The 12,041-nt window shown below is 64.4% G+C and carries 10 protein-coding genes; 5 read left to right on the top strand and 5 right to left on the bottom strand.

Going from position 1 to position 12,041, the window contains the following annotated elements; all coding sequences use genetic code 11:
- Nucleotides 1–103 precede the first annotated feature (103 nt).
- The 5 genes from V8J55_RS17990 to V8J55_RS17970 form a co-directional block, all read right to left on the bottom strand.
- Complete coding sequence (locus V8J55_RS17990; RefSeq protein WP_336446981.1) at nt 104–1,921, bottom strand: sigma-54-dependent Fis family transcriptional regulator; 1,818 nt, start codon at nt 1,919–1,921, stop codon at nt 104–106.
- 255 nt (nt 1,922–2,176) lie between these two features.
- Nucleotides 2,177–2,926: an SDR family NAD(P)-dependent oxidoreductase gene (locus V8J55_RS17985; RefSeq protein ID WP_336446980.1), complete on the bottom strand. Its 750-nt coding sequence runs from the start codon at nt 2,924–2,926 to the stop codon at nt 2,177–2,179.
- A gap of 90 nt (nt 2,927–3,016) precedes the next feature.
- Nucleotides 3,017–4,138, bottom strand: coding sequence for an LLM class flavin-dependent oxidoreductase (locus V8J55_RS17980; protein WP_336446979.1), 1,122 nt, complete (start codon nt 4,136–4,138; stop codon nt 3,017–3,019).
- A 113-nt stretch (nt 4,139–4,251) separates the two neighbouring features.
- Entirely contained in the window at nt 4,252–5,133 is an 882-nt protein-coding gene (locus V8J55_RS17975; RefSeq protein WP_336446978.1) for a fumarylacetoacetate hydrolase family protein, read from the bottom strand.
- Between the two features lie 35 nt (nt 5,134–5,168).
- Nucleotides 5,169–6,437 (bottom strand): aminotransferase class III-fold pyridoxal phosphate-dependent enzyme, encoded by a 1,269-nt coding sequence (locus V8J55_RS17970; RefSeq protein ID WP_336446977.1) that lies wholly within the window; start codon nt 6,435–6,437, stop codon nt 5,169–5,171.
- Nucleotides 6,438–6,690: 253 nt separating this feature from the next.
- Between V8J55_RS17970 and V8J55_RS17965 the strand changes: the two genes are divergently transcribed.
- From V8J55_RS17965 to V8J55_RS17945, 5 genes are all read left to right on the top strand, one after another.
- The gene (locus tag V8J55_RS17965) at nt 6,691–8,223 is read left to right on the top strand and encodes an aldehyde dehydrogenase family protein (protein ID WP_336446976.1); all 1,533 of its coding nucleotides are present in this window, start codon (nt 6,691–6,693) and stop codon (nt 8,221–8,223) included.
- 72 nt (nt 8,224–8,295) lie between these two features.
- Nucleotides 8,296–9,747 carry an APC family permease gene (locus tag V8J55_RS17960; RefSeq protein WP_336446975.1) on the top strand — a complete coding sequence of 484 codons (1,452 nt, stop codon included), beginning with the start codon at nt 8,296–8,298 and terminating at the stop codon, nt 9,745–9,747.
- A gap of 120 nt (nt 9,748–9,867) precedes the next feature.
- Nucleotides 9,868–10,815 (top strand): C-terminal binding protein, encoded by a 948-nt coding sequence (locus V8J55_RS17955; RefSeq protein ID WP_336446974.1) that lies wholly within the window; start codon nt 9,868–9,870, stop codon nt 10,813–10,815.
- Nucleotides 10,706–11,533, top strand: coding sequence for a 3,4-dihydroxy-2-butanone-4-phosphate synthase (locus V8J55_RS17950; RefSeq protein WP_336446973.1), 828 nt, complete (start codon nt 10,706–10,708; stop codon nt 11,531–11,533). The genes V8J55_RS17955 and V8J55_RS17950 overlap by 110 nt, the downstream gene beginning before the upstream one ends.
- Nucleotides 11,530–12,030: a flavin reductase family protein gene (locus tag V8J55_RS17945; RefSeq protein WP_336446972.1), complete on the top strand. Its 501-nt coding sequence runs from the start codon at nt 11,530–11,532 to the stop codon at nt 12,028–12,030. Before V8J55_RS17950 ends, V8J55_RS17945 begins: the two co-directional genes overlap by 4 nt.
- Nucleotides 12,031–12,041 lie beyond the last annotated feature (11 nt).

Raw genomic sequence — 12,041 nt, 5'->3', positions numbered from 1 at the left:
TCTTTATCGGATAGGAGCGCGTAGGCGATGACGCGAGCGGGCCTGCTAAGGCGGAGCGAGATATCGGGTCACCGCGGGCCAAGTTTGGCCGCGACAGGCCTGTTCAGGAGTCCGGGGTCAAGTCGAAGCCCCGGCTCGTATAATAGTCCAAGCGCCGATAAAGGGTCGAGCGTCCGATCCTGAGGATTTCGGCCGCTCGGAGACGATTGCCCCCGGCTTCATCGAGCGCCTCCCGGATTTGCTGCAATTCCGCTTTCTGCAAGCGGCTCAGATGGCTTGGTGCCAGAGCCCGTCGATGGATCGCCGTAAGATCTTCGCTTCGCACGTCGCGGCCGGGCGCCTGGAGCGCCGCACTTTCGACCGCCTCGCGAAGCTGGGCCACATTTCCTGGCCATTCGGCAGCCGCCAACTGTTCCATGAGACGCGGCGCCGCCGCACGCGGGCGATCGAGGCCAGCGAGAAAATAGGCCGCAAGCGGCGCGATGTCTTCGCGGCGCATGCGCAAAGGCGGCATGCGGACCTCGACACCTCGGAGCATGGTAACCAGCGGCAAGATGGCATCGGAGAAGTGCGTGCCGGTGAAAACCAGCCGCGGTCCTTCCATGCCCTCGAATGCCTCGGCGAGCCGGGCGCAATCATCCTCGTCCATACGCTCGGCGCGGCCGAGAAGAACCGCCGCACCTTTTCGCAACGACGCGGCCACTGCGTCACCTGTCCGGCTGTCCCGCCACTCGATCTCGGCAACGGATGCGTCCGCCGACATTCGCTCGGCAAGCAATCTTCCGAGGCGGGTTTTTCCGGTGCCCGGCTCGCCAAATATAAAGGCCGGGAGGCGCTGGACGAACGCTGCGTCGGCTGCATCGAGCGCGCGGCGAAGCGCCGGGCTTTCGCCGATCATTTCGTCGAAAGGCCGCCGTGCCGGAAGCGCTGGCATCGCGACGAGGCGCGGCGGCGTTCTGATCTGCCGGAGGCGCATTACCGAGCCCGACGTGCGATCGCCTTCGGCGACCGGTCGAACCTGAAGTTGAAGGATGCGGCCCGCCGCGCAAAATATTTCATGCTCGGCGGTTCGCGCATGGGCCCCAGCCTCACGCGCATAGGCCGCGAGGACAGCATGGTCGCTCTGATCGAGCAGTTGCATCGCGCCGCGATTCATGATCGTCGTATGCTCGTCCATCGCAACGACGGCCTCGGATCCGCGCTTACGGACCTCGCGAAGATATTCCGTTAGCAACGCCTGCTCGCGTGGAGCAAGCCGGTCGCGGAGCGCACGGGCAATCTCCGCTCCGGCCGATTGAACGATCATGAGGATCGTGCGGGGATCGAGATCGACCACGAGCTGTTCGGGAAGCGTCAGGCTCAGGACGCCTCGGATCGAGCGACGGAGCGGATCGATGATCGGAACGGACGTGCAATAGCTGTCTTGCAGCGCCTCGTTATAATGCTCGCCGCCCCACACCTGGACGGCCGCACCTTCTTCGATCGCGGTGCCGTCCGAATTGGTGCCGACAAGCTCCTCGGACATGGCGCCGCCGACGGTTGGAAAAGTCTTCTCGGCCCAGCGGACCATCGCCGGTTCACCGCGGAATAGCGAAATTGTTCCAGTAGGATCAGCCAGGCTGACACAGCCATGGGCATCGACGCACAGCCGCTCGAGTTCGGCGATGACCGGATCGGCGCAGCGAAGAAACTGTTCGTCGATCTGCGGCTCTGCGGTGACCTCCATCATGCCCCTCGCCGTACTTACGTTGCACATCGCGCTGCGCTTCCAGGAGCGGGCGATGACCGGCCTGACGGCTGAAAGATCGGTTTGTTGCGGGTCGGCAATGAAGCGGGCACGCAGAGCTTCGAGCATGTCGCGATCGGACTTTCCGGGAGGTTTGCTCCTCTGCCATGGCGTCAGATCCGAGTTCATGCTCATAGGCGTTTCCTGCGGTCGCATAAGGCAACCGAAAGTCTGGAGGGCTTCAGGCTCGTCTCCCCGAACCGGCCCGATCCGCCTTCGTCTGGCGATCGGCCGATTTTCACAGAGCTTATGCCCCAATCGGCCGCTGTCAAGCGAGCTGTCCGAACCGCTCGCGGTTGCGCTCCCGTGTTTCGAAACGGCTTTCGCGCGCCAGAAAGGCGGCAACGGCGTCCCGGCGGAGTTGAGCTCGCCCCAACGCGAAGTCCGCAGCTATTGCGCAGTATATCCTCCATCGACGAACAGGTCGGCGCCCGTCACATAGCTGGCCTCGTCGCTTGCAAGAAAAAGCACGCAATAGCTCACCTCTTCGGGCCGCGCTCCGCGTTTCATCGGTGTGGCCGCAGCAAAGGCCCGGTTCGACTCCTCTCCCTCTTCTTCAGCCATCGGCGTCATGACCAAGCCGGGCGACACCGCGTTCACGCGAATGCCGTCGGCGACATAATGGATCGCCGCGGCGCGCGTCATCATACCGACCGCGCCCTTCGATGCCTGGTAGGAGAAGAAGCCGGGCGCCCCGACCGAACCGCTGATCGAGCAGATGTTCACGACCGACCCGCCGCCGGCCCGGCGCATCGCGGGGACCACATGCTTAAGGCCCAGGAACACGCCCTGCTGGTTGATTGCGGTAAGCTTGGACCAGGCGGCAAGCTCTTCCTCATCCGCGCCCTTCATCGAGCCCACGATTCCCGCATTGTTGACAAGAATGTCTATGCGGCCCCAATGCCGTTCGGCCTCACCGAGCACCTCTGCCCACTCCGCTTCGGACGTGACGTCGAGACGGCGGTATAGTACATCGTAACCCGCATCGCGCAGTTCCCGGGCCACATCCTCCCCTTGCTCGTCGAGAACATCGGTGATCAGGACATGCGCGCCTTGCGACGCAAACAGGCGGGCGTGCGCCGCGCCTTGCCCGCGCGCGCCGCCAGTGATGATCGTGACCTTGCCTTCAACGCGGCCCATCCTCTACTCCTCTACCCTATCCATGACGGCGCAGCCGCCTGCAAGCTTACCGCCCGCGAAACCCCATGTCTCGCGGGCAGCATATTTTCGTCAATCCGTGATGCCCGCAGGCCGCGCGAGTTCGGCGAGCGGTTCGGTGCGGTGCTTGATATCCTTGATCCGCGGCAGAACTTCGGTTCCCAGAAGCTCGAAGTGCCGGCGATAGCGTTCGGGCTGATCGAGATAGTCGAACGTGAAGGAGATGATCGTCCCAAAGCCGCCCGATGCATCGAGGTCACGCTGAAGCTTCTTGATCACCGTGTCCGGCGAGCCGACAAGCCATTTCTCGCGAGCAAGATATTCGAGCGGAACATCCTCCGATCGCGTTACTCCGAGTTCGGGCACCATCAGGGGCAAGAAGCCACCGCGCTCGTATCCGGGAAGCATCCATTCACGATAGGTCTGGCCCATTGCGCCGTTGATCGCCAGATCCATCGCCTCCTCGTCGGTATCCGCCACGAGGATATTGTGCGCGATGCGCCATTCATTGCGGTCGGCCTGTCGGCCGGCCCCTTCGGCACCCTGCATGTAGCGATACCAATGGCCCGCAAGATATTCGCGGCCGACGTTGAAGCTCAGCGGAATGCAGCCGAGCTTGCCCGCCTGCGACAGCGTCGAGGAGTTGGGGCTGAGGCCGGCCATCGCAATTGGCGGATGGGGCTTTTGGTAGGGCTCCATGAAGGGACCCATCTGCACCTCGTCATAGGCCGGAATCTCGAATGACCAGTTCTTGCCTTCATGCTTGAAGGGGCCCTTCTTCTCCCAGATGTCGTGAAGAATCTTCACGCCCTCGGCCATCTTTCCCCCGGGATCGTCATTGCCATGGATAAGGTGGTCGGTCGCGTAAGCGCCGGCACCAATTCCCACCATCAGGCGCCCCTTCGTCATGAGATCGAGTTGCATGAGACGGTGCGCAAGCGCCATCGGGTTATGATTGCCGGGGATGTTCGCGCCCGTCCCGAGGCGGATCCGGCTCGTCTGTACCGCAGCGGCCGCCAGATAAAGTTCGGGGCTACAGACAGGTTCCCAGCGCATCGTGCTATGCTCTGCGACCCAGACCTCGGACAGGCCGAACTCCTCCGCCCAGCGGATGACCTGCATGTCCCATTCAAACCCCGCATGGAGGTCGGTCTGGGGAGTCCGGAAGGGTACGACGAACAGACCAATATCCATCTCAAAATCCTCTGATATCTGACGTTCGCGAGAGGCGAATCGTTTCGGTAGCCACCGGATGACACGCGCACAGGCCGGGCGACTGTCCCAGCTTGGAGCAGCGCCCGATTTCGTCAGCGCACGGCATTGCGCAGCACCCCGACCCTCTCGACTTCGACCTCAACAAGGTCGCCGGGCTGCAGCCAGACCGGCGGCTGGCGCTTCGCGCCGATTCCCTCGGGCGTGCCGGTCGTGATGATGTCGCCAGGCGACAGTTCGAGGAAGGTCGAGACATAAGCGACCAGATCGGCGAGCGGGAAGATCATGTGCCGCGTGTTCGAGTGCTGCATTTCGGTGCCATTGACGCGCGTCAGGATCTCGAGGGTCTGCGGATCACCAACCTCGTCGAGCGTCACGAGTGCAGGCCCGCAGGGTGTCGATCGATCGACCGCCTTTCCCGGAAGCCACTGCGTGCCACGATACTGGAGGTCACGCGCAGTGATGTCGTTGAGGACCATCAGGCCCGCCACAGCTCCCAGCGCCTCAGCGGGCGCGATATTCCGGCACGAACGTCCGATCACGATCGCGAGCTCGCCCTCGAAGTCGAGGTTCGATGTTACGTCGCTGCACGCGATCTCGTCCCCTGCCCCGATCAGACTCGACGCGAACTTCGCGAAGACATCGGGAAAGGCAGGAAGCGCGCGGCCGGTCTCGGCGACATGATCCTTGTAGTTGAGGCCGATGCAGAGCACCTTGCCTGGATCCGCAACCGGGGGGCCGAGCCGAAGCGAGTCGATGTTGCCCGCCGCGGCGTCGGGCGTGTTCGCCGCCGCCGCCGCAAGTCTTTCCGACAGGACGCCGAGCTCTTCTCCATGTCGGCGTAAAAGCTCCCGGATCGACCCGACCGCCGGCGCGGCATTATCGGCGGCGAGCAGGCTGTCGACATCATAGACCGTAGTCCCGACGATCATGCCGGGCCGCCACAGACCGTCGGCTTCATAGCTTACGAGTTTCATCCTAATTGTCCTTCTTCGATGTGAATGGGTGGCCCTCAGCTGGCGCTCGCCGCGACGCTGAGCACCGCATCGGCGAGGCGCTCGGTAATCTCCGTGACGTCCGCCGCGGTCATCGGCGAGGACAGGGAAACAAGATTTGCCGGCGAAAGAAGCAGACCCCGCTCATAGGCGGCCCACCAAAGGCGATGCTGGACGTCGTTGTCATAGCCGGTGGCACCGCCTGGAAAGGGACGCAGCAGCGACCCGCGACCGCGGCATTCCCAGCCAACCCGGGCCACACGCTCGCCCAGGGCGGCGCGCGCTGCATCCCCCAGCGCGTTCATTCGCGAAATAACCTCGGGGGTAAGCAACCGAAGCGACTCGGCTCCGGCCGCCATGCTGACGGGATTGCCCGAAAAGGTACCGGACTGGGGTATCGCATTCGGCCGGGCCGGGTCGAGTTCGCGCATCAACGCCTCGCGCCCTGCGACCGCACCCACCGGGAAGCCACCTCCGATAAGCTTCCCGGTGGTGAGGAGGTCGGGCGTGACACCATATTCGCCGCAAAGCCCGTGCGCGCCGAGCCGCAGGCTGATGACCTCGTCGATAATGAGCGCAATGCCGTGGCGGGTCGCGATCGCCCGGGCGGCCGAGACGAATTCGCGTGATTGGCCGATGAGGCCAGCCTTGTTCGGGAGCAGATCAATCACGATGGCAGCGAAATGATCCGGGCGCGCCGCCACGGCCTCAGCCAGCGCTTCAACGTCGTTGAGCGAGACGAGCGTGACGTCGCGCGCCACGCCATTCGGCACGCCGCGCCGATCCTTCGCCGCGCCGGTGCAAAGCGCGATGTCGGACGACCCGTGATAGCCATTACGGATCAACAGGCATCCCTCGCGCCCGGTCGCGGCGCGCGCGATCCGGATCGCCGTCATCACCGCCTCGGTCCCGGAGTTGGTATAGCGCACCTGATCGAGCCCCGGCATGCGCGCGAGGAGCAGCTCGGCATGGTCCCATTCGTGGAGATTGGGTATGCCCCAGCAGCTTCCCGCGTGCATCGCACCGATCGCGGCCTCGATCAGTGCGGGGTGTGCGTTGCCATGAATCTGCGTCGTGAAGTTATTGTTGGCATCGATCAGCTCACGGCCGCGATCGTCCCACAGGCGGCAGCCTTCGCCGCGCATCGCATAAGGCGTCGGCGCGCCGGTAAAATAGGCCGAGCGACCGATTCCACCCGGCAGCAACGGCAGCCCGCCGGCTCCGCGCCTGATATGGGGATCGCCTCCCGGTCCGCCTGCCGCACCGATCGCATGTTGCTGAGCCATGATCGCCTGAAAGCCTCCTGAAGGGATCCGTCCGTCTTGTCCGGGCCGGATGCCATTCTGGCCCTGTCTCGCTCCCCCTACTGTGCCGACATGGTACACGCCCGGGATGCCGAGAACGGGCGGCAGATATCTCCGGGGGGAGTCAACGCTGCGTCAGCTTGGCACAGTCGCCGTTCGCCAGCCGCTCCTAGGCAGATGCACTGAACGGCCGGACGCACCTGCGCCAGGCAAGCGAGGATGACGGAACTCACCCATGACCAGCGTTGATCAGTCGAAATTTGCCGAAGCGCTCGCCGCCCGCCGCACAGCGCCGCCCGTCACGGTGCCGCATATGATCGGCGGGGTGCCCTATTTCGAAGGCGGACTCATTGAGCGCGAGAATCCGAGCGAACCCGGGCGGGTTGCGAGCCGCTGCCACGACGCACCGGCGGCGCTTGTCGCGCAAGCGGTCGCTGCAAGCCGGTCGGCGCAGCGAGAGTGGGCCAAACTCTCCACAGCCGAGCGCATCGCACGCATGCGTCCCGCGCTCGACCATGTCGAAAATGCTGTCGGGGACTGGGCAGTGCGCGTAGCGCTCGAAATCGGAAAGCCCTTTAGCCCTGCCGTCGCCGAAGCGCGCGAGGTTCTCGATATCTTCCGCCTCTTTCTCGATTATGCCCTGGAACCCGGCGCCTTCGACGATCCGCGCCGGATGGACCCGGCAGGTCTCGCCAATGTCTCGCTGCTGCGCCCTTATGGTGTGTTCGGTGTCATCGTGCCCTTCAATTATCCGATAGTGCAAGCGGCGGGTCCGACAATCGCTGCCCTACTCGTCGGCAATGGCGTCGTCGTGAAGACGTCACATCAGGGTCCTTGGTCCGGGCATGCGATCCACGAGATGTGCGCTGCCATGGATCTTCCAGCAGGGCTCGTGAACATCGTGCACGGCGCGGACGATCCCGGCCGTGCTCTCTCGGCCTCGAACGTCGACGCGATTTCCTTCACAGGGTCGGTCGCGGCAGGCAAGGCCATCATGAATCAACTTTCGCAAGGGCTCTATCCGCGCCCTGTCATTGCGGAGATGGGGGGAAAAAATCCGGTCATCGTCACCGCCACGGCCGATCTCGAAGCTGCGGCCGACGGTATCGTCTTCTCCGCCTTCGATCTCTCGGGCCAGAAGTGCAGCGCGCTGTCGCGCGTCCTCGCGGCGGCGGAGATTCATGATCGGCTGGCGGCGCTCGTCGCGGAGCGCGCCGCGCGGCTCGTCGTGGCGGACCCGGCGGCGCCCGATGCCTTTGCCGGCCCGCTGGTCGATCCTGTCGCCCTCGCCCGGTTCGAGGCGATCGCAGCCGATGCGCGCAATGAGGGCTTCTGCGTCGCCGGCGGCGAGCGTCTTGATCGCGAGGGCTATTTCGTACGCCCGGCCGTCGTGTCTTCAGTCCCCGGCGATCATGAGCTTGCGACGACCGAGCATTTCGTTCCCTTTCTCACGATCAGCCCCGTCGCCTCGTTCGAGGAAGCGCTCGCGCTTGCCAACCAGACGCCGATGGGGCTGACCGCTGGCCTCTACACGGGCGATCTCGAGGAGGCGCGGCTCTTCCTCGACGGCATCGAGGCCGGCTGCGTGAACGTCAATGTTCCAGGCCACGCGACGACGGGCTGGTGGCCAGGGCCGCAGACGTTCGGCGGGTGGAAGGCGAGCGGGTCAAGCGGGAAGCAGGGCTTTGGCAAATGGTATATCCCCCAGTTCGGACGCGAGCAGGCGCGCAAGGCACCCGCGGCGCTGGCCGGCCTGATCGCGAGCTGACGCCACCGCCGCTCAAGCCGGGTCCCACCAATTTCGCTCGTTGAAGGACGATCTTCATATATGGATGTCGTAATGACCGATCATTCGCCTGCCCCTGCCGAGTCCGCCAGATCCGGATCGCAATTCGCGCTGCGGGGCAATATGGGCACGGTCGATCTTCTCTTCACGGTGCTTGCGTTTACCGCGCCGCTCGGCGTCGTCTTCGGTTTCCTGTCTTTCAACATAAGGTTCGGGATCGGCGTTCCGATCGCCTTTCTCGGCGCAACCGCTCTCATGCTGCTTTTCGCCGTTGGCTTTACGAACATGACCCGCCGGGTGGCGCGTCCCGGTGCCTTCTATACCTATATCGCTGCCGGGCTCGGTCGGCCCGCAGGCCTCGGCGGCTCCTTTCTCGCGCTCACCACCTACGGGTTCAATGTTGCCGCCGCGCTCGTCTTTTCGGGTATCGCGATCAACAATCTCATGGGGAGCTTTCATACGGATCTTTCGGCGCCCTGGTGGGCATGGTCGCTACTCATGCTCGCGCTCGTGTGGATGTGCAGCTATTTCAACGTCGAATTTTCGGCCAAGCTGCTCTCGACGGTTCTGGTCTTCGAAGTGATCGCCATCCTCGTTTTCGACGCGGTTCTCATCGCCAATGGCGGGCCGGAGGGCCACAGCTTCGCACCGTGGAATCCCGCCAGTCTTCTCACTCCATCTATCGGGCTTCTTCTTCTCTTCAGCGTCGGTCTGTTCAACGGTTTCGAGGCGACAGCCATCTATCGCGACGAGGTTCGCGACCCGGAGAAGACCATTCCGCGCGCGACCTATCTCGCCATCCTCTTCCTCGGTCTCTTCTACGCCGCCTCGTCCTACGCGCTGATCCTCTCGGAAGGCTCGTCGCAAGCGGTGGCCGCGGCGCTCAAAAATCCCGCCGAGATGATGCCGCATGCGCTTCTCGTCTATTTCGGCGCCTTCGCAAACCAGCTTATCGCCGTGCTTCTTGTCACGAGCATGTTCGCCTCGACCCTTGCGCTTCAAAATATCCTCGCGCGTTACACGCATTCGCTCAGCGTCGACGGCGTTTTCCCGCGCGCGCTCGCCGCCGTACATCCGCGTCATGGCTCGCCGCACCGTTCGGCGCTCACCGTCGGCGCGGTCCAGCTCGTCATGCTTGCAATGCTCATCCTGTCGGGCGCCAATGAGCTCGATCTTTACGGCGCTGCGGCCGGCGTCGCCTTCTACGGCATGCTGTTGCTCCTGTTTTTGACGGCGCTCGCGGTGATCTTCTATTTCCGGGCGGATCGCGGCGCCGTGTCGGCGTGGAAAATTCTCGTGGCGCCCGCGATTGCCGTTGCGGGCATCGGCACCGAATTGGTGATCGCCACGATGAATCTGCCCTTGCTGATCATCGGTCCCGCAACAGTCGTCTGGACGCTTGCCTCGATCAGCTATGCCGCGCTTCTGCTCGGCATCGGCGTCGCCTGGTGGCTGAAGCGCAAGGGCTCCCCGCTTTACGAGCGCATCGGCCGCCGCGTCGATTGACCCGGTTGGACGGCTACGGGATTTCCTCCTCACCTGGCGCTTGTTTCTCATTGGCACAGTTGGCGAGCCTCGGCGCGCGCCATGATCGTTGCATAGAGCGATTTCCCAAGGAGTTCACAGATGACCCGAACCCGCAGCACCCTGCTCGTTGCGCCCCACCAGTTTCCCGACCTGGAGCGCGAACGCGCGCTCGCCGAGGAATTCGGCCTCGAACTTGTCGCAGCTGCCGACCAGGACCAGTTCCGCGCCGGCATGGCGGACGCCGCAATCGTGCTGGTAACCCCCTACGCGAAGGTGAAAGCGGAGGAGATTGCACTTCTGACACATTGCAAGGCGATTGTCCGCTATGGCATCGGCTATGACAATATCGACGCTCGCGCCGCCACAGCTGCGGGTGTTCCGGTCTCGATCATACCCGACGCCTCGACCGACGAGGTCGCAGCCCATGCTCTCGCGGCGGGCCTGGCGCTGGCGCGGCGCATTCCCCAGGGCCAGGCGGCGATTGCCGACGGGCGCTGGGCGGGAACGATTGCCTATGACGCGCCGAAACTGTCGAACCTCGATGTCGGCATTCTCGGCATGGGCCGGATCGGCCGCCTTGTCGCCGAGTGGTGGGCGGCGCTGGGTGCGCAAGTCCGTGCCCACGATCCCTTTGCCAGCTATTCCGCAATCGCCTCGGCGAGCATCGAGGAAATATTGGAGCATTCGGACGTCATTTCGCTGCACCTGCCCCTGACGTCCGAAACCCGGCATCTCGTCAATGCCGAGACGCTGCGAAAGATGCGCAAGGGCACGGTCGTCGTCAATGTGTCGCGCGGCGGCCTCGTCGACGAGCAAGCCCTCGTCGATGCGCTGCGGTCGGGTCATATTGCAGGCGCGGCGCTCGACGTGTTCGCCGAGGAGCCGCTCCCCTCCGGCCACCCGCTGCGCGACGCACCCAACACGATCCTGACTCCGCATGTTGCCTGGCGCTCGAACATTTCGCTCGGCGCGCTCCAGCAGGGCGCGGTCGATCGCGCGCGTCGCGCGCTGCGCGCCGAGCCGCTGCCCGACATCGTCACGCAGTGAGCCTTTTTGCGAATGGAGAATTGCCATGGCGCTTATGAGACATGATCTTTGTATTCTTGTTCACCCCGGGTCACCGAGCGAAAGGTCGCGGGGAATATTCTTCGCGCCCGCGCGGGACATCCTTCCTGGAACCGTAAATGAAATGGCACGCTCGGGACGCGGGTTGATCGCCTGCGGCGTCGATCCCGAACGCGCTTTTCACCTCGGCCTTCAGCGGATGCCGGGGCGCATCCGCCGCCCGGGAATGCCCAAATATCTCGCAAGCGTCGAGGCGGCGAGCTGCTTCGACACGGGCATTTCGGCCGCCGACCGGGCAGAAACCCTCCGCGTCCTCGGGAATCCGGCGGCCCGCGCCGCCGACCTTTGCAGCCCGGGCCATGTCATGCCCTGCCTGGTGCCCGACGATCCCGGCAGCGAATCACTGCTCGCGCTTGCCCTCGAGCTGGCCTCGCTTCTGACCAGCGTCGCCGCCGTTGCCTGGTGCGACATTCTCGATGTGGCGGGCGAGGTCGCCTCGGCCGAACGGTGCGCCGAGCTGGGAGCACTACTCGGCTGCCCGGTGATCGACGCAAGCAGCATCGCCCGCCGGACCCCCGAGCCCGCGCGCCCTTTCCAAGAGGTGCTGCGCAGCGCCCCGCCCGGCTCGCTTCCCGGCGATCTTTTCGGCCGAAGCCTGGCCGCCGGTGTTCCGGCGATGCGGGCCTGCGCCGCCGCATGACAGCAGATCATCCCGGCGTCGCCCGCGGCGACTTTCTCGAGGCCATGTCGGCGCTACCCGGTCCCGTGTCACTCATCACGACGGGACATGGCGACCGGCGCATGGGCCTGACGGCTTCGTCGATCTGCAGCCTGTCCGCGGATCGTCCGTCGATCATCGTGTGCGTCAACAAATCGGCCTCCGCCCACGACTTTCTGCTCGAAAACGGCTGCTTCGGCGTCAACATATTGCATCCGAGCCAACAGGATGCCGCCGAATTGTTCACGAGCAAAGGCGTCGACCGCTTCGCCAGCCATCAATGGATAGAACTGACGACGGGCGCCCCCATTCTCGCCGACGCCCTGGTCGCACTCGACTGCCGCCTGAACCGCGCCATCGACGGGTTCTCGCACACGATCCTCATCGGCGTTGTCGAACAACTCATTTCCCGCGAAGCCGACGAGGCGGATTGCCTCGTATGGCATCGGCGGCGGTTCCGGACGGCTGCGGATCTCTAAGGCCCGGCTCG

It is taken from the genome of Sphingopyxis sp. CCNWLW2 (assembly GCF_037095755.1).
Classification (GTDB): Bacteria; Pseudomonadota; Alphaproteobacteria; order Sphingomonadales; family Sphingomonadaceae; genus Sphingopyxis.
The sequence above is the reverse complement of the archived record's forward strand: the minus strand, read 5'-3'. Positions and strand labels throughout refer to the sequence as shown.